The organism is Massilia sp. 9096, assembly GCF_000745265.1.
In the GTDB taxonomy this organism is placed as follows: Bacteria; Pseudomonadota; Gammaproteobacteria; order Burkholderiales; family Burkholderiaceae_D; genus Telluria.
This window is the reverse complement of the sequence record NZ_JQNN01000001.1, coordinates 1,100,749-1,120,600: the sequence shown is the minus strand read 5'-3', so window position 1 is coordinate 1,120,600 and position 19,852 is coordinate 1,100,749. Positions and strand designations below refer to the sequence as shown.

Annotated in this window: 18 protein-coding genes; 5 read left to right on the top strand and 13 right to left on the bottom strand. The window is 68.3% G+C overall.

What is annotated here, in order from left to right:
- Positions 1 to 19 precede the first annotated feature (19 nt).
- The 5 genes from FA90_RS04900 (at position 20) to FA90_RS04875 (ending at position 6,079) form a co-directional block, all read left to right on the top strand.
- The gene (locus FA90_RS04900; RefSeq protein WP_051972103.1) at positions 20 to 508 is read left to right on the top strand and encodes a putative toxin-antitoxin system toxin component, PIN family; all 489 of its coding nucleotides are present in this window, start codon (positions 20 to 22) and stop codon (positions 506 to 508) included.
- 34 nt (positions 509 to 542) lie between these two features.
- Complete coding sequence (locus FA90_RS04895; protein WP_036174201.1) at positions 543 to 1,712, top strand: pyridoxal phosphate-dependent aminotransferase; 1,170 nt, start codon at positions 543 to 545, stop codon at positions 1,710 to 1,712.
- Between the two features lie 74 nt (positions 1,713 to 1,786).
- A complete protein-coding gene (locus FA90_RS04890; protein ID WP_036166505.1) occupies positions 1,787 to 2,797 on the top strand; it encodes a transporter in 1,011 nt (336 codons plus the stop codon).
- 101 nt (positions 2,798 to 2,898) lie between these two features.
- Positions 2,899 to 4,506, top strand: a complete 1,608-nt coding sequence (locus FA90_RS04885; protein ID WP_036166503.1) for an inorganic phosphate transporter — start codon at positions 2,899 to 2,901, stop codon at positions 4,504 to 4,506.
- Positions 4,507 to 4,939: 433 nt separating this feature from the next.
- Positions 4,940 to 6,079 (top strand): CAP domain-containing protein, encoded by a 1,140-nt coding sequence (locus tag FA90_RS04875; protein WP_156116591.1) that lies wholly within the window; start codon positions 4,940 to 4,942, stop codon positions 6,077 to 6,079.
- Between the two features lie 176 nt (positions 6,080 to 6,255).
- Here the strand turns inward: FA90_RS04875 and FA90_RS24795 are convergent, their stop codons facing one another.
- The 13 genes from FA90_RS24795 to FA90_RS27485 all read right to left on the bottom strand — a co-directional run bounded on the left by FA90_RS24795 (position 6,256) and on the right by FA90_RS27485 (position 19,758).
- Positions 6,256 to 7,596 (bottom strand): tetratricopeptide repeat protein, encoded by a 1,341-nt coding sequence (locus FA90_RS24795; protein WP_051971435.1) that lies wholly within the window; start codon positions 7,594 to 7,596, stop codon positions 6,256 to 6,258.
- A 4-nt stretch (positions 7,597 to 7,600) separates the two neighbouring features.
- Positions 7,601 to 8,497 carry an ExeA family protein gene (locus tag FA90_RS04865; RefSeq protein ID WP_036174192.1) on the bottom strand — a complete coding sequence of 299 codons (897 nt, stop codon included), beginning with the start codon at positions 8,495 to 8,497 and terminating at the stop codon, positions 7,601 to 7,603.
- Positions 8,498 to 8,513: 16 nt separating this feature from the next.
- Positions 8,514 to 10,325, bottom strand: a complete 1,812-nt coding sequence (locus tag FA90_RS04860) for a secretin N-terminal domain-containing protein (protein WP_051971434.1) — start codon at positions 10,323 to 10,325, stop codon at positions 8,514 to 8,516.
- Positions 10,325 to 10,702, bottom strand: a complete 378-nt coding sequence (locus FA90_RS04855; RefSeq protein ID WP_239700544.1) for a hypothetical protein — start codon at positions 10,700 to 10,702, stop codon at positions 10,325 to 10,327. Before FA90_RS04855 ends, FA90_RS04860 begins: the two co-directional genes overlap by 1 nt.
- Positions 10,687 to 11,472 (bottom strand): hypothetical protein, encoded by a 786-nt coding sequence (locus FA90_RS04850; protein WP_051971433.1) that lies wholly within the window; start codon positions 11,470 to 11,472, stop codon positions 10,687 to 10,689. The genes FA90_RS04855 and FA90_RS04850 overlap by 16 nt, the downstream gene beginning before the upstream one ends.
- Complete coding sequence (locus tag FA90_RS04845; RefSeq protein ID WP_036166493.1) at positions 11,469 to 12,140, bottom strand: PilN domain-containing protein; 672 nt, start codon at positions 12,138 to 12,140, stop codon at positions 11,469 to 11,471. Before FA90_RS04845 ends, FA90_RS04850 begins: the two co-directional genes overlap by 4 nt.
- On the bottom strand, positions 12,137 to 13,078 hold the full coding sequence (gene pilM / locus FA90_RS04840; protein WP_036166489.1) for a type IV pilus biogenesis protein PilM: 942 nt from the start codon (positions 13,076 to 13,078) through the stop codon (positions 12,137 to 12,139). The genes FA90_RS04845 and pilM overlap by 4 nt, the downstream gene beginning before the upstream one ends.
- Before the next feature lie 136 nt (positions 13,079 to 13,214).
- Positions 13,215 to 16,556, bottom strand: a complete 3,342-nt coding sequence (locus tag FA90_RS04835; protein ID WP_036166485.1) for a DUF6701 domain-containing protein — start codon at positions 16,554 to 16,556, stop codon at positions 13,215 to 13,217.
- Positions 16,553 to 16,999 carry an agglutinin biogenesis protein MshP gene (locus tag FA90_RS04830; protein ID WP_239700543.1) on the bottom strand — a complete coding sequence of 149 codons (447 nt, stop codon included), beginning with the start codon at positions 16,997 to 16,999 and terminating at the stop codon, positions 16,553 to 16,555. The genes FA90_RS04835 and FA90_RS04830 overlap by 4 nt, the downstream gene beginning before the upstream one ends.
- Positions 17,000 to 17,001: 2 nt before the next feature.
- On the bottom strand, positions 17,002 to 17,985 hold the full coding sequence (locus FA90_RS04825) for a prepilin-type N-terminal cleavage/methylation domain-containing protein (protein ID WP_036166483.1): 984 nt from the start codon (positions 17,983 to 17,985) through the stop codon (positions 17,002 to 17,004).
- Positions 17,982 to 18,620, bottom strand: coding sequence for a prepilin-type N-terminal cleavage/methylation domain-containing protein (locus FA90_RS04820; protein ID WP_036166480.1), 639 nt, complete (start codon positions 18,618 to 18,620; stop codon positions 17,982 to 17,984). The genes FA90_RS04825 and FA90_RS04820 overlap by 4 nt, the downstream gene beginning before the upstream one ends.
- Positions 18,610 to 19,224, bottom strand: a complete 615-nt coding sequence (locus tag FA90_RS04815; RefSeq protein ID WP_081933651.1) for a Tfp pilus assembly protein FimT/FimU — start codon at positions 19,222 to 19,224, stop codon at positions 18,610 to 18,612. The genes FA90_RS04820 and FA90_RS04815 overlap by 11 nt, the downstream gene beginning before the upstream one ends.
- Before the next feature lie 30 nt (positions 19,225 to 19,254).
- Positions 19,255 to 19,758 (bottom strand): prepilin-type N-terminal cleavage/methylation domain-containing protein, encoded by a 504-nt coding sequence (locus tag FA90_RS27485; protein ID WP_036166478.1) that lies wholly within the window; start codon positions 19,756 to 19,758, stop codon positions 19,255 to 19,257.
- Between the last annotated feature and the right edge of the window lie 94 nt (positions 19,759 to 19,852).

Sequence of the window (19,852 nt, the reverse complement as noted above, 5' to 3'; positions counted from 1 at the left end):
CGGCAGTAGAATGCCCGACATGATACCTGCCGCAGCTGCTTTAGAGAAACCCAGTGACGCCGCCACGCCGGCGACCATCGTCCTCGACACCAACGTCTGCCTCGACCTGTTCGTGTTCCACGACCCGCGCTGGGCGCCCCTGCTCGAGGCCATCGAGACCGGCGCCCTCGATGCGGTGACGCGCGCCGACTGCCGCGACGAATACCTGCACGTGCTGCACTACCCGCACCTGCCGCTCGACGAGGGCACCCGCGCGCACGCGGCGGCGCGCTTCGACGCGCTGATCCGGGTCGTCGCGCCGACCTCGCGCGCGCAGCGCCTGCCCGTCTGCACCGACCGCGACGACCAGAAATTCCTCGAGATCGCGCGCGACGCCGGCGCGGCGGTGCTGATCTCGAAGGACAAGGCCGTGCTCAAGCTGGCGCGCCGCGCCGCGCGCGCAGGCCTGTTCCACATCATGCCCCCGGAAACCTGGGTCAAGGCCCATGCCGCCGTCACGCTTGAATGAGCGCACCCACAACCAGAGACACCGCCGCACCATCATGACGACCCCTGCCCTGGAATCGCGCCTGCCCTTTGTTGGCACCACCGTCTTCACCCTGATGTCCGCCCTCGCCGTCGAACACGGCGCGGTCAACCTCGGCCAGGGATTCCCCGACTTCGGCTGCGATCCGCGCCTGCTCGACCACGTCAACGACGCCATGCGCGCCGGCCTGAACCAGTACCCGCCGATGGCCGGCGCGCCGCAGCTGCGCGAGGCGATCGCCGCCAAGATCGGGCGCCTGTACGGGCGCGCCTACGACGCCGCCAGCGAGATCACCGTCACCGCCGGCGCCACCCAGGCCTTGACCACGGCGATCCTGTGCGCCGTGCACCCGGGCGACGAAGTGATCGTGATCGAGCCGGCCTACGACAGCTACGCGCCGGCCATCACGCTGGCCGGCGGCGTGGTGGTGCCGGTGGCGATGCGGCTCGGCGAGCTTGGCTACAGCGTGCCCTGGGACCAGGTCGCCGCCGCGGTGACGCCGCGCACCCGCATGATCATGCTGAACACGCCGCACAACCCGACCGGCAGCATCCTGCGCGCGGCCGACCTGGAGGCGCTGGCCGGCATCGTCGCCGGCACCGACCTACTGGTGCTGTCCGACGAAGTCTACGAACACATGGTCTACGATGGCCAGGAACATGCGTCGGTCAGCCGCCACCCGGTCCTGGCCGAGCGCGCCTTCGTCGTCTCCAGCTTCGGCAAGACCTATCACGTCACCGGCTGGAAGATCGGCTACGTGGCCGCCCCTAGCGCCTTGACGGCGGAATTTCGCAAGGTCCACCAGTACAACGTCTTCAGCGTCAATACGCCGATGCAGCACGGCCTGGCCGCGCACATGGCCGATCCCGAGCCCTACCTCGCGCTGCCCGCTTTTTACCAGCGCAAGCGCGACCTGTTCCGCGCCGGCCTGGCCGCGACCCGCTTCACGCTGCTGCCGTCCGACGGCACCTATTTCCAATGCGTGCGCTACGATGCGATCTCCAGCCAGACCGAGTCCGACTTCGCCCAGTGGCTGACGCGCGAGATCAAGGTCGCCGCGATCCCGGTATCGGCCTTTTATGGTGAAACGGCGGGCCAGGCGCGCGAATCGGGCATCGTGCGCTTCTGTTTTGCCAAGAAGGACGAGACGCTGCAGACGGCGCTGGAGCGGCTCGCCAGGATCTGACGCCGGCCCGCCGCGGCCCGATTGCGAGCGCAATTGCTCTACAATCGCGGGATTGCGTTTTGCATGGGATCGACATGGCAGTCACCGCGTTCAGTTACGGCTCCGACGACTCCGGCCTGGTCTGGGGCTTTCGCATCGGCGAAGGCATCGCCAGCGCCGCGCTGGATGCGCGCCAGGCTGCGCTCCTGCTGCGCGACCCGGTCCCCGGCCAGTTCGTCTGGCTGCATTTCAATCTGTCGAACAGCGCCAGCGAGCGCTGGCTGCGCAGCCAGACGCAGCTCGGCGACGATTTCTACGAAATCCTGCACCAGGGCTCGCGTTCGACCCGCATCGAGATCGCCCACAATGCGCTCATCGCGGTGGTCAACGACGTGCTGCACAAGTTTTCCTTCGAAGCCGCCGAGATTTCCACGCTCTGGGTCCACGTGACGCCGCACGGCGTGATCAGCGCGCGCCGCAAGCCGCTCGAGTCGGTCGAGCGCCTGCGCCAGGCCGTGCTGCACGGGGCACCGCTGCACACGCCGATCGACCTGCTGATCCATCTGCTGCAAGACCAGGCCGATATCCTGGTCGGCATCGTGCGCGACGCGGTGGCGCGCGTCGACACCACCGAAGACCAGCTGCTGGCCGGCCGCCTGACGCGCAAGCGCGAAGACCTGGGCGCGCTGCGGCGCGTGCTGGTGCGCCTGCAGCGGCTGCTGGCGCCGGAGCCGGCCGCGCTGTTCCGGCTGTTGCAGCGTCCGCCCGAGTGGCTGGCCGCGCAAGCGCGCCAGGACCTGCGCCAGGCGACCGAGGAATTCTCGGTGGTGCTCAACGACCTGGCCGCACTGCAGGAACGCATCAAGCTGCTGCAGGAAGAAATCGCCGCCCAGGTCAACGAGGACAACAATCGCAGCCTGTTCCTGCTGACCATCGTGACCGTGATGGCGCTGCCGATCAACCTGGTCGCCGGCCTGCTCGGCATGAACGTGGGCGGGGTGCCGCTGGCCCAGCATGCCAACGGCTTCTGGATCGTGCTCGGTTTCACCGCGGCGTTCACGGCGGTGGTCGCTTGGCTGCTGGTAAGGTTGCAGCGGCCGCGCTGAGTGGCCGGGCCGAGGTGGCGCGCACGCGCGCTGGACGGTCATCGTGCCGTCACAATCCAAATTTACAGTCGGTTGACACCATTGACCCGGAGTCAACCTTCATGCGTACCCATGCAACAGTTGCCGCACCCGCCGCGCGCCTGCGCGACAGCCGCAGCTCGCCCTCCACGATTGCGCTTTTCATCGTTCTGCTCCTGGCCGGCATCGGCTACAGCGCCTACAGCCTGCGCGCCGACCTGGTCGACGCCGGGCCGCTCGCGACCACCTGGCTGCCCTGGCTGCTGCTCGGCGTGGCCTTGTTGATCGCACTCGGCTTCGAATTCGTCAACGGCTTCCACGACACCGCGAATGCGGTCGCAACGGTAATCTATACGAACTCGCTGCCGGCCAACGTCGCCGTGCTGTGGTCCGGCTGCTTCAATTTCATCGGCGTGGTGCTCTCGAGCGGCGCGGTCGCCTTCAGCGTCATCTCGCTGCTGCCGGTCGAGCTCATCCTCCAGGTCGGTTCCCACGCCGGCTTCGCGATGGTCTTCGCGCTGCTGATCGCCGCCATCCTGTGGAACCTGGGCACCTGGTGGTTCGGCTTGCCGGCGTCGTCCTCGCATACGATGGTCGGCTCGATCCTCGGCGTCGGCGTCGCCAATGCGCTGATACATGGCCGCAGCGGGACCAGCGGCGTCGACTGGTCGCAGGCGGCCAAGGTCGGCTACTCGCTGCTGCTGTCGCCGCTGGTCGGCTTCGTCTGCGCCGCGCTGCTCCTGACGGCGCTGCGCAAGTTCGTGCGCGACCGCGCGCTGTACGACGCGCCGCACGGCGACACGCCGCCGCCCTGGCATGTCCGCTCGCTGCTGGTGCTGACCTGTACCGGCGTGTCGTTCGCGCACGGCTCCAACGACGGCCAGAAAGGGATGGGCCTGATCATGCTGATCCTGGTCGGCACCATGCCGATGGCCTATGCGCTGAACCGCGCGCTGCCGACCGAACAGGTGACGCAATTCGCCGCCGTCAGCCAGGTCACCCAGCAATCGTTGGCGCGCTACGCCCCGGGCGCGCCGCTGCCGGCGCCGGGCGCCGCGCGCAAGTCCCTCGAGCGCTATATCCGTGAGCGGAAGATGGCGCCGGAGGTGCTGCCGTCACTGTCGAGCCTGTCGGGGGACATCGGCAACGCCGTGCGCGCCTACGGCACCCTGGCGAACGTGCCGGCCCGTGCCGTGAACAACGTGCGCAACGACATGTACCTGGCTGCGGAAACGATGCGCCATCTCGAGAAGGAACCGAGCGTGCATTTCGACAAGGAGACCACGGACAATCTGAAGGAGTTCAGGCACCAGCTCGACAGCGCCACCCGCTTCATCCCGCTTTGGGTGAAAGTCGCGGTCGCGATCGCGCTCGGCCTAGGCACGATGGTCGGCTGGAAACGCATCGTCGTGACGGTCGGCGAAAAGATCGGCAAGGCCCACCTGACCTATGCGCAAGGGGCCTCGGCCGAAGTCGTGGCCATGCTGACCATCGGCGCGGCCGACGCCTATGGCTTGCCGGTGTCGACCACGCACGTGCTGTCCTCGGGCGTGGCGGGCGCCATGGTCGCGAGCCACTCGGGTGTCCAGATGGCCACGGTACGCAACCTGGTGCTGGCCTGGGTGCTGACGCTGCCGGCCGCGATCCTGCTGTCCGGCTCGCTGTACTGGCTGTTCTCGCAGCTGTTCTGAAGTCGACGTCGAGCGGCCGGTCATGCGGCCGCCACGAAGGGAAGACGCCGCGGCTCGCGTACGGCGCCCCTGATGTGCCCTGGCAGCACCCAGCGGCAAAGCCAATCCGGTCCGACGAACCTGCGGCGACAGCGCTCGATCCGGCCAACACCTCCCCCCCCGCGTCATCGACGCCCGTCACCCGCTTCGCGCCTGATTCGAACATTTATGGAATGTATCTGACGTGTTGCACACATGTTGTACTGAACAACAACATTTTTTAAAAGCTGTTAGCATAAAGAAAACAATGAGCGTCGTCGCAATCATTACGAGATGAAATCGACCAAAGTTTCCTTGAAGAGAAGTGATCGCAGTGGGCGGGCAGCAGTTGCCAAGGCAAGACACCGCGCGAAAAGATAAACCATTGAAATAATAAACTTACGTAGAAAAAATTATGAAACTCAAACTGATCGCATTGGCAATTTCGAGCTCTGTTGCACTGACGGCTTGTGGCGGTGGTGGCGGCGGAAGCAGCGGTTCGGGAGCGACGCCGTCGTCTTCCTCGCCAAGCACGTCGACGCCAACCACGTCGACGCCGAGCACGTCCACGCCCACCACGTCGACGCCGACCACGTCGACCCCGACCACTCCGGGCACGGACCCGAACGCGCTGCAGACCACCGTCCCGGCCCCGACATACGCACCCAACTCGATCGAGCTGTCCGCGTTCACCGAGCTGAACCAGATCCGCACGAGCTATGGTGTCGGCCAGGTGGCGCAAAACGGCCTGCTCGACACGGCCGCGCAGAATCACGCGAACTATATCAATGCCCGCCTTCAGGTCGGTGATTCCAGTGCCGTCGGCCATGCCGAGAACTCGGCCAACGCCGGCTTCACCGGCACCTTGCCGGCCGACCGCATTGCTTATGCAAAGTATGCGGCTTCGCAGGTTGGCGAAGACCTGACGAGCATCGAGGCGACGGACGGCGTGCCCAGCGATCCTGGCATCGTTTCCATCGATACGCTGATGTCCGGTCCGTATCACCGTTTCTCGATGCTCGATCCGAATCGTGACGTCGGCTACGCGCACGTGACGGCCCGCCTGCCGAACCAGACCATGGGCATTCAAAATACGATCGTGACCAACTTCGGCGTGGCCCAAGGCGTCCAGCAGCAACTTCCGGCCAAGGGCTGGGTTGGCGTGTGGCCGGCGGATGGCGCAACGGGCGTGTTGTACAGCTCGTTCGGCGAGAGCCCGAATCCGATCCCGACGAACAATGGCCAATGCGCGGGCTATCCGGTCTCGGTCCAGGTTCGGCCCGATGCGACGCTGACCACGACCACTTTCACGCTGGTGGAAGCTGCAAGCGGCGCGGCGGTCAACGTCCAGCTGTCGACGCAAGCGACCGACGCCAACCCGGCGTATGCGCGCGCAAACGCCGCCTACATCATGCCGTACCAGCCGTTGAAGCTGTCGACCAAGTACACGGCTCACTTCGTGGGTTCCCAGAGCGGCACGGCGATCGACAAGACCTGGTCGTTCACGACGCGTGCAGACAACGTCAAAGCCATCTACTTCTGCAACCCGTCGTAAGCCGTCGTTGCCGTCCCAGCTTGGCTAGTTCGACGTAACTGGCCAACGCCCCGCCACCGTGGCGATGCACAGCGTCGTCACGGTGGCGGCCTTCTTTTTCGAGAATGCGCCTGCGCTACGCGCGCAGCCTCGATCCAGTCTCCACCAATAAGGCCCGCCGTCGGCCGGCGTCGAGCTCAGCGGCCGATCTGCGCGATCTGGCGCTCCACGAACGCCTGCAGCTCGGTACTCAAGCCACCGCTCGTGCGCGCCTTCTGAAACGCATCGAGCGCCTCGGCGTTGCGCTTGTCGGCGCGCAGCGAAATACCCAGTCCCATCCACCACACGCCATTGCCGGGCACGGTGCGCAGCGCCTGCTGGTACTGTTCGGCGGCGTCGCGCTGGCGGCCCTGGCGCTGCAGGGCGCCGGCCAGGAAAGCGTGGTATTCGGCGCTCTCGGCCGACCCGCTGCCGGCATACGGCAGGCTGCGCGTCAGGGTCTCGATGCCGCTGCCGCCACGCTCGATCTGCAGGCGCGCCAGCAGCATCGCCAGCGCCGGCTGGCGCGGGTCGCGCGCCAGGCCGCTCTCCAGTTCGCGCATCGCTTCCTCCGGACGATTCGCCTCGACCAGCAAGCCGACCAGGGTCTGGCGCGCCGCGTCGTGGCCGGGGTCGATGCGCAGCGCCCCCTGCAGCGCGGCCAGCGCCTCGGTCATGCGGCCGTCCTGCAAATCGGCCAGCGCGCGGCCGTATTCGTTTTCGGCGCGCTGGGCGTTTGACTCCTGCCGGCCTTCGGCGCCCGCGGCGCCCTTGTGGCCGGCGGCGGGCGCGGACAGGCGTGCGATACGCGCCAGGCGCGCCTGGCGCGTGGCCAGTTCGATCACGGCCGCACGGCGCGCCTCGCGCGCCTCGGGGCTGTCGGGTTCCATCGGCAGGAAACTTTTCGGCGCCGCCGCTGCGGCCGCCGGCTCGTCCTCGCGCATCCGTGCGCCCGCGTGCTCGCGCGCGGGCATGCCCTCGCGCGCGGCCAAGCGCGGGCGCGGCGCGGGCGCGCCGTCGCCGTCCGCCTGGACCGCTTGCGCGGCGCGGGTGGGCGCGGAAGGGGCCTGCGGCTGCGGCGTGGGGGGCGCCACGCCGGCGGTTATCGACGGCGCCACGTCAGCGGCTGTCGCCGGCGCTGCGGACGAAGACGCAATCTGCACCGGCGCCGGCACGGCGGGAACGGCCCCCGGCACGGTCGCCGGCAGCTGCGTGATCGTGCCGGTCATCGCCAGGCCCGGCTTGGCGGGGTCGGCTTTGTGCACGACCGGCGCCAGCACGGCCGCCGGCTTGTCCGGCGCCGCCGCGTGCAGCCGATCCCATGCGAACCAGCCCAGCGCGCCCGCGACCGCCAGCGCGCCGGCGGACAGCGCGGCCAGGCGCAGCGCCGGGGCGCGCCGCTCGGGTGCGGACACCGGTTTGACGTTCGAAGGAAACGCGTCCTGGCCGGGCGTGCCGCGCGCATCCAGGTCCTGCAGCATCTTGTTAATCAGGCTCATCGGCTTACCTCGTCAGCGCCCAGGTCATGCCGGCCGCCGCCACGCCTGCGGTCAGCATGCCGCCGGCCAGCCAGGGCCACAGACGGCGCCGCTTGCTGGCCAGCGTGTCGCGCGCGGCCGCGCCCACGTGCGCGCGCGCGACCTGCGCCTTGCCCTGACCGTAGCACAACATCAGCGACTTGTGCGCCAGGATGTTGACCAGGCGCGGCACGCCGCCGCTGGCCGCGTACAGCCGCTTGACCGCGCCCTGCGAGAACAGGCGCGCGCCGTCGAAGCCGGCCACGCGCAGGCGGTGCGCGAGGTAGAAGTCGAGGTCGTCGCGCGACAGTGGTCCGAGGTGATAGTGGAAGGTGATGCGCTGGGCCAGCTGGCGGATCGACTCCAGCTCGAGCTTGCGGTTCAGTTCCGGCTGGCCGAACAACACGATCTGCAGCAGCTTGCGCTTTTGCGTCTCGAGGTTGGTCAGCAGGCGCAGCGCTTCCAGCGTCTCGAGCGGGATCGCCTGCGCCTCGTCCAGGCACAGCAGCACGCGCTTGCCCTCGACCGCGCGCTCCAGCAGGCGCTGCGTGATCGCCTTGAGCAGCTGGTGCTGGTCGATGTCGCGCTCGTAGGCGACCTCGAGTTCGTCGGCCAGCGCCAGCATCAGCGTGCGCGGCTCCAGGTAGGGGTTCGGGATGTAGGCGGTGACGAAGTCCGGGCCCAGCGTGGCCATGAACTTGCGGCACAGGAGCGTCTTGCCGGTGCCGACTTCGCCGGTGATCTTGATGAAGCCTTCCCCGCCGCGCGCCGCCACCAGCAGCGTGTTGAGCGCTTCCTGCGAGCGCGGACTGCCGAAGAAGAAGCTGGTATCCGGCGTGATGCCGAACGGCGCCTCGCGCAGCCCGAAGTGAGTCGTGTACATCATCGCCCTCCCCGTATCACTGCTGGCGCCGGCGCGGATCGAGCTGGTCGATGCGGCGGCTGGTCTCGATCAGGTCGTCGTTCCAGTTGTTGGCGCCGTCGACGATGGTCGGCTTGATCAGCACCACCAGTTCGCGCTTCTGGTTGACGCGCTTCTTCTGGCCGAACAGCGCGCCGATCACCGGCACGTTGGTCGAACCCGGCAGGCCGGACTGGTCGTTGGTCGAAGACTGGCGCATCAGGCCGCCGATCGCGACTACCTGGCCGTTCCCGCCGCGCACGATGCTGTCCAGCTCCGAGGTGTCCGACGCCGCCAGCGGCAAGGTCAGGTTGCCGGCCGAGCCCAGGTCGATCTGCTTGGTCACGGTCGAGACCTGGCTCACCGACGGGTGCACGTGCAGCAGGATGTTGCCCTTGTCGTCGATCTGCGGGGTCACGTCCAGCACCACGCCGGAGAAGAACGGCTGCAGCGTGACGCTCGGCGTGGTGGTATTGCCGGCGTTGGTCGAGTTGGTCGTGGTCTGCACGCCGGTCACGAAGAATTCGTCGGTGCCGATCTTGAGCACGGCCTTCTGGTTGTTGACCGCCGCCACGCGCGGGCTGGACAGCACGTGCACCGTGCCCTGGGTTTCGAGGAAGGACATCAGCAGCGCGAAGTTGCTGGTCTGGACGGCCAGGCCGAACATCGAGCCGGCCGTCGCCGCGGCATTGGACAGCGAGAAGCCGGTGCTGGCCGAGAGGCCGGTGCTCGGGTCGGTGATGGTGGCGGGCTGGCCGCCGGCGAACGGCAGCGGCGCCAGGCCGGCGCCCGGGCCGACCACGCCGGCCGAGGTGCGGTTGTCGTGGCCGCTGCGCAGCTTGGCGAACGAAGCCCAGTTGACGCCGCTCTGGAAGCTGTCGTTCAGCTCGACCTCGAGGATCTTGGCTTCCAGGATGACCTGGCGGTCGACCGCCAGCTGGGTCGCCTTCAGGTAGACGTCGACGTTGCGCAGTTCTTCCGGCATGGCGCGGATCACGACCACGCCCGACTGCGGGCTGATCACGATGCTGCGCCCGCCCTCCTTCGAGCCGACGATGGCTTCCAGGGCCGACTTCAGATCGCCCCAGAAATCGTTGGTCGAGGTGGTGCCGACGTCGGTGCTGTCCAGCACCTGGCCATTCTGCCCGTTCTGCCCGTTCGGACTGCCCACGCCGCCGTTGTTGGGGCCGTTCTGCACGCCGTTCATGTTCGAGTAGCCGTTGCCGCTGGTGTTGGCGTTGGCGACTGAGGTCGAACTGACGCGCGTGTTCGACATGCCCTGGCGCTTGCCGACCAGGTAGTTCACATGGAACATGCGGGTCTGCATGGTGAGCGGCTTGATCGAGATGCGCGTGCCCTCGATCTTGTAGTCGTAGCCGTACATCTCGCGTACCGCGTCCAGCGTCTCCTGCAGCGTCACGTCCTTCAGGCTGACCGTGATGGTCCCGCCGACGTCCGGGTGGACCAGGATGTTGTAGCGCGTGCCGGCCACGATCGAGCGGAAGAACTGCTGCGCCGGCACGTTGTTGAACGAGACGTTGAAGCGCTCTTCCAGCGCCGGGCGGGCCTTGGGCAGCTGGGTGGCGAGGCTGGACGCCGGCGGCAGCAGCGCGTCGGCGACCGCGGCGTCGACGCCCGCGGCGGCCGGGCGCCTGGCGCCGGCGGCGGTCGAATTGGCCGCGGTATTGGCCATGTCGCGCTGGATCGCATCGAAGGTGCTGTTGGCGGGCGGGGTCTGGCAGCCGGCCAGGGCCAGCGCCAGCGTGGCGGCGGCGGCGCGCATCGGGGTCCGGTGGCGAATGTCAGTCATTATTGTCCTTTGACGCGGGTGATGCCGCTTTCGGGCGCCGCATACAGGCGCAACACCTGGCGTTCGCGGCCGCGCTGCAGCTCGACTTCGTTGTCGGCGATGCGCACCACGCGCGCGCCGCGGAAGTCCGCGCCGACGCGCACGCTCTCGCCGTCGATCACGGCGCTGCGCCCTGGTGCGCGGCCGACCTGCACCGACTGCAGCATCGGGGCGGCTTCCGGCGCCACGGCGGCGCCGCGCGGCGCGCTCAAGGCGGCTGGCGGACGGGTCGGGTCCTGCAGCACGTTGCTGGCGCCGGCGGCGCCGCACAGCAGGCTGGCGGCCAGCGCACAGGCGGCCGGTAAGACCGCGGTGCGGCGCATCAGAGTTTCATCCATTTCGGGTCCAGGCTCAGGGTGTAGAGGGTCAGGGTCAGGCGCGCGTTCGGGTAGTCCTCGACGTCGAGCTGGGCGCGGCCCCAGAACAACTGGGTCGGCAGCGACTCGAGCGCGCCCATGGCATCGACCATGTCGAGGTAGCCGCCGCGCACGGTCAGCTCGACGCCGTGGCGGTACAGCACCGCGCCGGAGGCCGCGGCGCCGGCCACCGCACCGGCAGCCGACGAGCCGGCCGACGCGCGCAGCGCGGCCGCGGCGGCATCGAGCTGCGCGGCCGGGCGCATCGGGGCGGCGCCGGGGTTGCCGGCGGGGCCGGCGTCCGCGCTGGCGCCGTCGACCGTGTCGACCGGCAGCGTGCGCAGCGACACCAGCTGCAGGCGGCCGTTGGCGCGCAGCATTGATTCCAGCAGCGGCGCGATGCGTTCCGGCGGCACCAGGCCTTTTTCCATGGTGCGCATCTGGTCGGACAGGCGCAGCGTGTCGGCGCGCACGGCATCGAGCTTGACGCGCAATGCCTGGTTCGGGTCCTGGGCGCTGGCAGCGACCAGGCGCGCGATGTCGTCGTTGATGGCGGCCACGCGGCCGGCCTGCTCGGCGCTGGCGGCGCGCAGCATATCCTGCTTGCGCGCCAGCGGACCGAGCACGGCCATCTGCGCGCCGAACAGCAGCAGCGCGGCGGCGGCGGCGAAGCTCAGCATGCGCTCGCGCTGGGCCATGGCCTCGACGCGCGCCGCCAGACGCTGCCAGCGTTGGGCGATGGCGGCGGTCATCGCTGACCTCCATTCGCCTGGACGCCGTCCGCGCCGGCGGCTGTCGTGCCGAGCGTGAACTCGACGTAGGGCGCGGCCGCTTCGCTTTCCTTGCCGTCGGCGGCGCGGGTCTTGACCGGGGCCGCCTGCCTGATGACCATGCTGCCGATCGCCTTACCCTGCAGCACCGGCTCGTTGCGCAGGCGCGTCAGGTAGCCCGGCACCAGGGCCGCGTCGAGCGCGCGCCCGCGCACGCCGATCTCGCTGCCGGCGCCGTCGATGCTCACGCCGGTCAGCCACAAGCCCTCGACGTTCTGGCGCGCCAGCGCGCGGAAGTATTCGGCATAGCCGTGGGTGTCGCCCAGCTCCCCGCGCGCGATGCGCTCGGCCACGCGCTGCAGCGCCGCGTGCTGCGCATCGGCGTCGCCCAGCTCGGCCTCCAGGCGCGAATCCCTGGCACGCGGCGCGAACGAGGCGTTGGCCTCGGTCAGGCGCTTTTCGGCGTGCGCCACGCGGCGCGCGCCGGCGTCGACCTCGCCCTGCAGGCGCGCCACGCGCAGCTCGGCGGTCGCGATCACGCCGATCAGGCCCAGCACCAGCACGCCCAGCGCCGTCGCCATCGAACGCACCGTGAAGACCTCGACCTGGTGCTCGAACTGCGGGTTGTACAAATTGATCTGCTGGCTCATGCGGCGTCCTCCAGCTGGCGCAGCGCGGCGCCAAGCGGCACGAAGAAGCGCTGCTGCATGGCCGGCTCGAGCAGCTCGGGCACCGCCTCGAGGTCGAGCACGTCGCCCAGGTCGAGCATGTGCACGCGCGTGTACAGGTTGCTCGACAGGTAGTCGTACAGGTCGCGCCCGATGCCCGGCGCCAGCACCAGCTTGGCCACGCTGATGAAGGAAAACTGGCGCTCGAAATTGTCCAGCGAGCGCTGCAGCTCGAGGGCGATCCTGTCGAACGCCCCCAGCCTGCGCTCTGCGTCGGGTTCGCGCAGCTGGGCCAGCGTGACGTCGATGCGGCGCGACAGGTACAGCTCGCCGCGCCACGACACCGTCAGCAGACCGCCGTCCTCGCCGAAGGCCAGCAGCGCCACGCCGCGCCCTTCCGGCTCGAGCAGGGCCGCGACGTTGCGCTGGGCCATGTCGGGGATGTCGATCACCGCCAGGCCGACCTTGGCCGCATGGAACAGCTCCTGGCGCGCGCGCACCACGTTGTTCCTGGCCGCGACCGCGAACACGTTGTGCTGGCTGCGCCCGGCGCCGTTCGGGTCGGGCGGCATGTCGAACACGTCGAAGGTGGCGTCGTCGATCGGGAAGTCGAGGATGTCCTTGAGTTTCCAGCGCATCGCCGCCTTGAGTTCCTCGCGCGCGACGCCGGGCGCCTCGGCGGTCAGCAGCTGGTAGTCGCCGTTGGCCAGCACGGTGATGCAGCGGTAGGCGCCGCTCCCGGTCTCGCGGCCGGCGCGTTCCAGGACGTCGACCCCGGGCGTGCCGGCGAAGAACGCGGCCATGGTCACCGCCGGCTTGGCGTCGCGCTGGCGCGCCACGGTGGCGGCGAGGACGCCGTCGCGTTGCGGCACCAGCGCCAGCCAGGCCCCACTCTTCTTTGATCGATTAAAAAAACGCATGCGCGGCGGTCGAGGATGTTTCGAGGAAAGTTTTATAGACCCTTGATTATATTCAACTGTAGGAAAAAGCCGATACCATTTTTTTATCCTACGGAAATATTTTCAGTTTTTGTCACAGGATGACCGTCCGCCGTTGTCAGTACACCTCACGCAGATAGATCACCGGCGCCTTGTACAGGCCGAACTTGGCGCGCGCCTGGGTGCTCGGCAGCCACGCGGCCGAGCCGCCGCCCGTGACCTGGTAATCGATGCTGCCGTTCAGGCGCCCCGGGGCCGCCTGCTGCAGCACCATGGTCGCCCTGCCCGCGTTCAGGCGGATCGGGGTACCGCTGTTGACGGCGCTGACGACGCCGCTCTTGCAGGCGGTGGCGGGCGGACTCGACGCCAGGCCGCCGCTGCAGGACGGCGCCGGCGTGCTGGCGGTCCAGGGTGCGGTCGCGGCCACCAGGCTGTCATTGTCGGCGGTGTTGGTCAGCCAGCTGGTGCCGCTCCAGTACTGGGCGGTCAACGGCACCGGCAGGCGCAGCGCCTCGGAACCGAGCGCATTGCCGACCTGGAGACGGCCGTTCACCGCCATCAGGCCATCCTCGTATTGGGTGCCGGCCGGCGTGGTGGGCGCGATCGAATTGATGGTGATGACCTGCGCGGCGCCGCCGGTGCTGGCCTGGCGCGTTTCGGTCATCGAAGCGCGCACGTAGAACAAGGTCGGCGCGCCGACGTTGGTTGCGGTTCGATTGGCGGCGGAAAAAGCGACCGGCAACGTCATGGTGGCGCTGGTGCCGAGGTCGAGGTAATCGGTGCTGGCACTCGAGTACGGCACCGCCTGGCTGGAAAAACTGACCGGCTGCTTCGTGCTGCTCATCACGGCCCCGCTGGCGTTCGGCAGCGGCGCCGCGCTCAGCACGATCGTCGTGCGGGCGCTCGAGGACATCGGCGCAGTCACGTTGGAAGGCGGGACGTTCTGGAACAGGCGCAGCTGCGGCAGGCTGCCGTCCGCCATCGGCCGGCCATAGGCGTGGACGTTGACGGCGAACGGCTGACTGGAATACACGGCGCCCGCGATCGGCCAGCTCGGCTTGACCGCGTCGTAGGCCGCCGGCGGACAATTCAGCGACGCCGGGCAGTCGAAGGCCTTGGTGATGTCGGTGTCCAGGTGATCGGGATAAAAGCGGCCGATCACGCGCGTAGTCGGGCCCATGCGGGTGGCCGACGCCGTGTTGTCTGCGGACGGCACCGTGCCTGCCCCGAGGTAGTTTTCGAGCGAGGGCACGAGCGCCAGGTTGCCCGCCTCGAACCAGCTGACGTTGGCGTCGAACGCTCCGGCCGCCCCGTTCGATGTGAAGGGCTGGTTGAACACGAACGCGTTCTGCACCAGGCTGTCCGGGCTGACCGCGGCGCTCTGGCCGGGCAGCGTGATCTGGGTCAGCTGCGTGACTGGCGAGCTCTGCGGCGAAGTCACGGTGAATTTGTCGAGCCCGAACTTGAACACCAGCAGGCTGGGGTCCATCTTGCCGGCCAGTTCAGCCGGCTCTTTGCCGAAGCTCGGCGCCCAGGCGCCGTTCGCCATCCAGGCGCCCAGGCGCAGGATGAACGGGTCGCCGGCCCTGACGAAGGCGAGGTCGGGCTTGCTGAAGCTGTCGGCGCTGGTGCCTTTCTGGTCGTAGTATTCCGTCGTCGCGCCGAGGTCGCGGATCGCGGCGCGTACGCGGATGTCGTAAGGCTTCGAGATGAACGTGATGCTGCCGACCTGTGTCCCGTTGTAGGTGGCCGTCAGCGTGATGCGCCCGACGTCGGCGTACGAGAACGAAGACACGTTCGCGGCGGTCGCCTGGTTGCCGCTGACCGTCACGGTCGCCGTGACGGCAGTACCCTTGCAATCGAGCGTGACGCCGGCATAACTGATGGCGACACCGGAATTCGGTGCGCAGGTCGCGGCGAAATTGATCGGCACGCTGGTGCTCGAGCCCGACACGGCGCTGGCGATCTGCTGGCCCTTGCTGTTGGTGGTGACGCCGGTGATGTAGATCTTGGTGGCGCTGTCCGCCGCGATCACCGGGCCGATGAACGTGTGGCAGCCGACCGCGCTGTCGAGCACCACGATCGGGTCGCCCACCTTGCAGGTCTCCCGCGTGAACGCCGCCTGGTAGCCGTAGGTCGACGATGCCGGCATGGTGTAGGTGTTGGACGCGCTGTTGTTGCCGGCGTTGTCGTCGCCGGTCTTGCCGGACACGGTGGCGGTGTTGGTGTAGTTGGCGTTGGCGCTTGCGGCCACGTTCAGCACCAGCGTGCTCATGGTCGCGCCCGGCGCGACCGGGCCGTTCTGGCTGCAGGTGACGATCGTCGCGCCGTTGCTGCCGGCCGCGCTCGTGCAGCTCCAGCCGGCGCCGGTCGCCGACACGTAGCTCAGGCCGGACGGCAACGTGTCGGTCACGGTCACCGGGCCGATCTCGGTGTCGATGCCCTTGTTGGTGACGGTGATCGCGTAGCTGGCGGTCGAGTTGGCGGTGAGGTCGCCGCTGCGCGTCATCGTCAGCGCCAGGTCGGCGTTGGCGACGTAGGGCATGGCCACGATTTCCGCGCTCAGCAGCACCAGGTCCTGGCCGGTCTTGTAGGTGGTGGTCGCGCTGCTCGAGCCGGGCGTGAGCGTGCCGTTGGCCGCGGTCAGCGTGTAGGCGTCGAAGTCGACGCCGTAGGAATAATAGTCGCCGTTGATATTGCTCTGTGAGTTGAACTGGTTACCGGACGGATTCATCGCGTCGGTCAGCTCGATGTTATTGAACAACAGCGTTTCGCCGCCGCCCGAGATCGTATTGTCGCCTTCCCAGGTGATGTGGCCGATGCGGCCGGTGACGTTGCTCGGCAGCGGATTGGGCACGTTGAAGTTGCCGAGGTTGATCGTGAAGCCGTTGTTCTGGAAGTACTGGAAGCCTTCGTAGATGTTGAGCATCCGGAACGGCTCGCTCGAGATCGAGTAGACCACCACCAGTGCGAAGCCGCCGACCACGCCCTGTACCGCGCACCATGGGCTACCGGTACTGACGCTCAGGCCGCTGAAGGTGTAGGTGGCGTTGCCCTTTTGCTTGACCGCGGCGGTCACGTCGACCACGCCCGAGAAATAGTCGTAGCCGACGCTGCTCGACTGGTAGGTATTCCTGGCGGTGTAGCTGGTGGTGTCCATGGTCACGGTGTTGTCCACCGTGCTGCCGGACGCGGCGTAGTACAGCTGCGCGCTCTCGATGGTCGCGCCCGAGGGAATGCCCGTGAGCGTCGCGCTTGCGCTGCCGTTGCTGACCAGCTGGCAGGCATTCGTGCCGTTGGGGCTGCTGCGCAGCGTGACTTCGGTGCCGGTGAAGTTGACGTTGCCGCGAAAGCTCTTGATGTTCGACAGCGCGGTGTCGGCGCGCGCCGGCACGCCCGCCAGCAGCGCCAGCAAGGCCAGCGCCGACGACAGGCGCAGCGCGCGCAGCCACGCCGTCACAGCTGCACCTCGACGCGGCGGTTGACCGTGTCCGGGCTGGTCGAGGGCACGCAGCTGCCGGTGCCGCCGTCGCAGTTGCAGTTGCCTTCGCTGTCGGTCAGGTTGCAGGCGCTGGACGTGATGGTCGCGTGCGCCAGGCTGGCGCTGCCGCTGGCGGCGCAGCGCACCACCACCGTGAAGCCCGACAGCGAGGTGCCGGCCGGCAGCGCGAAGCGGCTCGACGCCGCGCAGCTGCCGTTGCGGGTCCGGCGGAACAGCCCCCACTCCATGCCGGCGCGCGCGGCCTGGTAGGCGCGCGCGCCGAGCAGGTCGACGTTCGCGCTGGTCTGCTGCGCGGTGTACAGCGACACCATCGCCGTGGCCAGGCCGGCCAGCACGACCAGCAGGAAGATTGCGGTGACGATGCCGACGCCGGCCTGGCGCCGCATGGAAGGAATACGCATGTTCATGGGGTGTTGTCGACGTGGACCTGGTGCACCAGGCGGATCGCGGCGGTGTTGTCGTTGCGGCCGTGCAGCGAGATGTCGATGCCGACCAGGCCGGTGCGCTGGTTGGCGGCGGTGCTGTAGCTGAACAGCTTGTCGCAGCGGGTCAGGCGGCTGGCGAGCATGGCGGTCTTGGCGTCGCTCGGCGTACTCGTGGGCTGGCCGGCCTGGATCTTGTAGCCCCAGGCGCGCCACAAGTCCCAGGTCCCGTCGCTGCGGGCGGTGCAGTAGAAGCTGACCGGGCCCGAGACCACCTGGAAGCGGTAGTTCGGCGAGGACATCGGCGGCGCCTGGCAGGCGAAGGGATTGACGGCCAGCGTGATGTCGACCGCGTCGGCCAGGCCGCTGGCGCTCGGCGTCACGATCTTGCTGATCTGGGCGATGTTGCCGGCGTTGACGGCGGCCGACGTGGCGTCGCCCTTGGTGCAGGCCGCGCTCTGCACGACGTAGGCGTTGGCCGGCTCCAGGCCGGGGCCGAGGTTGTACACCACGACGTAGTCGCCCACCGCGACCTGGGCGAAGCTGTTCAGCGGCGCAATCGCGGTGAAGTCCGTGTCGATCGGGTCCTCGAAGTTCAGGATCCTGGTCGGGTCGACGCCGTCGTCGTCGATCGACAGGTAGCGCCCGCCCGTCTTGGTCTGCAGGAATTCCATCACGGTGTTGCCGGCGCCGTCGCTGGCGATGCGCACGCTGTTGGGCAGCGCCAGGCGCAGATCGCGCGCGATGCGGCGCAGCGCCAGGTCGGCCTGGTCGGTGATCTCGGCGCGGTCGACCGTGTCGCGGTAGCCGAGGATCGGCGCGCGGATGAACACGGCGACGATGGCCGACAGGATGCCGATCACGACGATCGAGACGATCACCTCGATCAGCGTGAAGCCACGCGCGTGGGTGCGCGGGCGTGCAGGCGGGTGTGCGTACGCGTGTGCGTGTGCGTGGAGCGTCATAAGGCGTTGGGCGCGTAGCGCGTGCGGTAGCCGTCCAGCGTCAGGGTCTGGCCGTCGTAGCTGACCGTGACCGTGATCCGCAGGGCTTCGTTGTCGGCGCTGCTGCCGGTGGAGACGCCGGCGGACGGGTTGTTGGCGCCGACCTGGGCGCCGTCCGGGCCGAGCGCGACCGGCGTGATCGTCACGCTCGCGCTGTAGCCGGCCAGATCGAGCACGTTGCCGTTGGCGTCGGCCAGCTTGCCGCCGACGTCGAAGGCGGCATTGGCGGTGCCGGCGGCCGCCACGTAATCGTTGACGTTGTCGTAGGGCCGCCCGGACGAACTCGGCTCGCCTCCCAGCTGGCCCCAGGCTTCGGGGATGGTGCAGTCCTTGCTGCTGGCGGCGGTCGCGGCGTTCGGGTCGAACGGGTCGCAGTAGGAAAAATTGGCGCGCTCGACTTCCTCGAGCAGGCCCTCGGCCAGGATCAGCGCCTGCTTGCGCCGCACCGGGTCGGCGCTCTGGCTCGTGGTCAGCGCCATCACGCCGACGATGGCCGCCAGGGCGACGCCGATGATCACCATGAAGACGATCATCTCGATCAGGGTCACCCCGCGCTGGCGCGGCGCCCGCGGCACGGCGCGCGGCTCAGTTGACATAGCCGGTTTCCTGGTACACCGTGACCGGGACCGAGACGTTGTCGCCGCTGAAGATGTATTTGGTGGTCTGGAAGGTCGAGGCCGCGCCCGCCACGTCATTCGGCATGAAGGGCTTGCCCAGACCGTTGAAGAAGAACGGCGAGAAGCTGCCGCTGGAAAGCTTCATCGTCATGCCGTTCGACGGCGCCGACTCGCAATACCAGGTCGGCGCATACACGCCGCCGACCGCGCAGATGGCGCGCGTGTTCGGGTTGCCGCTGTTGGTGCCGTTCGGGACCGCGACCTGCTGAGCGGTCGGGCAGTTGGTCGAATTGGTGTAGCACAGGCCGACGCCGAGCACGTTGCCGGCAGCGTCCACCGTGCCGGTGACCCAGACCACCCGGTTCTGGGCCACGGCGAGCTTTTGCGCGTAACGCGCCATCGCGCGGATGGTCTCGGCGAAGGCTGCGACGTCGTAGCCGGTGCGCACATAAAAACGCGAGGCCGCGAACGCGGCCAGGATGCCGGCCAGGACGATCACCATGATCAGTTCGACCACGGTGAAGCCGCGCTGGCGGCGAAGGGGATGAGCGTGCGCTGCTCGTTCAGGAAATCGGCCGGGCATCCGTCACGCTCTTGCGATACAGCTTGCGGCTTAGTCGCAGACCGGGGTGACGACCGGGCTGCCGCTCGGGTTGCTGGTCGTGGTCGGGTAAGCGATGGTCGCACCCGAGGTCGTCGAGGTGGCGGCGGTGTACACGATGCTGCACTTGGTCGGATCTGCGACACCCTTCGGCGAGACGGTCACCTTGCCGGCGGCAGTGGTGTCGATCTTGTAGTCGTCGCTGCTGATGCCGGCGGCGTCGGCCAGGGTCGTGTCGGCGCTCGGGTAGCCATTGGTCAGGTTGATGGTCTTGCCTTCGACGGTCACGGTCGTGCCGTTGGCGGTCGGGTTGACCAGGTACTTACCATGGATCATGGCCGAGGCCGAAGCGATCGAACCTTTCGCGGCCTGCAGCGAAGCCAGGCGCGCATCGGCGCTCAGGTTCGCAAACTTGGGCAGCGCGGTCGCCGCCAGGATGCCAAGGATCACGATCACGACGATCAACTCGATCAGGGTAAAACCGCCCTGGGCGCCGGCCTTGAAATTCTTGTTCATTGAAATCTCCGAAATTGGGGTGCGGCCGCGCCGCGTTGCTGTTGGATCAGCGGGGTCGCGCCCCATGCTGTAGGGCAATTCTAACTGGAATCAG

Coding starts and splice junctions, on each gene's coding strand:
- FA90_RS04855 (WP_239700544.1), bottom strand. CDS start 10,702: ATGGATGAAACTCTGATGCGCCGCACCGCGGTCTTACCGGCCGCCTGT.
- FA90_RS04895 (WP_036174201.1), top strand. CDS start 543: ATGACGACCCCTGCCCTGGAATCGCGCCTGCCCTTTGTTGGCACCACC.
- FA90_RS04885 (WP_036166503.1), top strand. CDS start 2,899: ATGCGTACCCATGCAACAGTTGCCGCACCCGCCGCGCGCCTGCGCGAC.
- FA90_RS04820 (WP_036166480.1), bottom strand. CDS start 18,620: ATGTCAACTGAGCCGCGCGCCGTGCCGCGGGCGCCGCGCCAGCGCGGG.
- FA90_RS27485 (WP_036166478.1), bottom strand. CDS start 19,758: ATGAACAAGAATTTCAAGGCCGGCGCCCAGGGCGGTTTTACCCTGATC.
- FA90_RS04830 (WP_239700543.1), bottom strand. CDS start 16,999: ATGCGTATTCCTTCCATGCGGCGCCAGGCCGGCGTCGGCATCGTCACC.
- FA90_RS04825 (WP_036166483.1), bottom strand. CDS start 17,985: ATGACGCTCCACGCACACGCACACGCGTACGCACACCCGCCTGCACGC.
- FA90_RS04845 (WP_036166493.1), bottom strand. CDS start 12,140: ATGAGCCAGCAGATCAATTTGTACAACCCGCAGTTCGAGCACCAGGTC.
- FA90_RS04815 (WP_081933651.1), bottom strand. CDS start 19,224: ATGCCCGGCCGATTTCCTGAACGAGCAGCGCACGCTCATCCCCTTCGC.
- FA90_RS04865 (WP_036174192.1), bottom strand. CDS start 8,497: ATGTACACGACTCACTTCGGGCTGCGCGAGGCGCCGTTCGGCATCACG.
- FA90_RS24795 (WP_051971435.1), bottom strand. CDS start 7,596: ATGAGCCTGATTAACAAGATGCTGCAGGACCTGGATGCGCGCGGCACG.
- FA90_RS04900 (WP_051972103.1), top strand. CDS start 20: ATGATACCTGCCGCAGCTGCTTTAGAGAAACCCAGTGACGCCGCCACG.
- FA90_RS04875 (WP_156116591.1), top strand. CDS start 4,940: ATGAAACTCAAACTGATCGCATTGGCAATTTCGAGCTCTGTTGCACTG.
- pilM (WP_036166489.1), bottom strand. CDS start 13,078: ATGCGTTTTTTTAATCGATCAAAGAAGAGTGGGGCCTGGCTGGCGCTG.
- FA90_RS04860 (WP_051971434.1), bottom strand. CDS start 10,325: ATGACTGACATTCGCCACCGGACCCCGATGCGCGCCGCCGCCGCCACG.
- FA90_RS04890 (WP_036166505.1), top strand. CDS start 1,787: ATGGCAGTCACCGCGTTCAGTTACGGCTCCGACGACTCCGGCCTGGTC.
- FA90_RS04850 (WP_051971433.1), bottom strand. CDS start 11,472: ATGACCGCCGCCATCGCCCAACGCTGGCAGCGTCTGGCGGCGCGCGTC.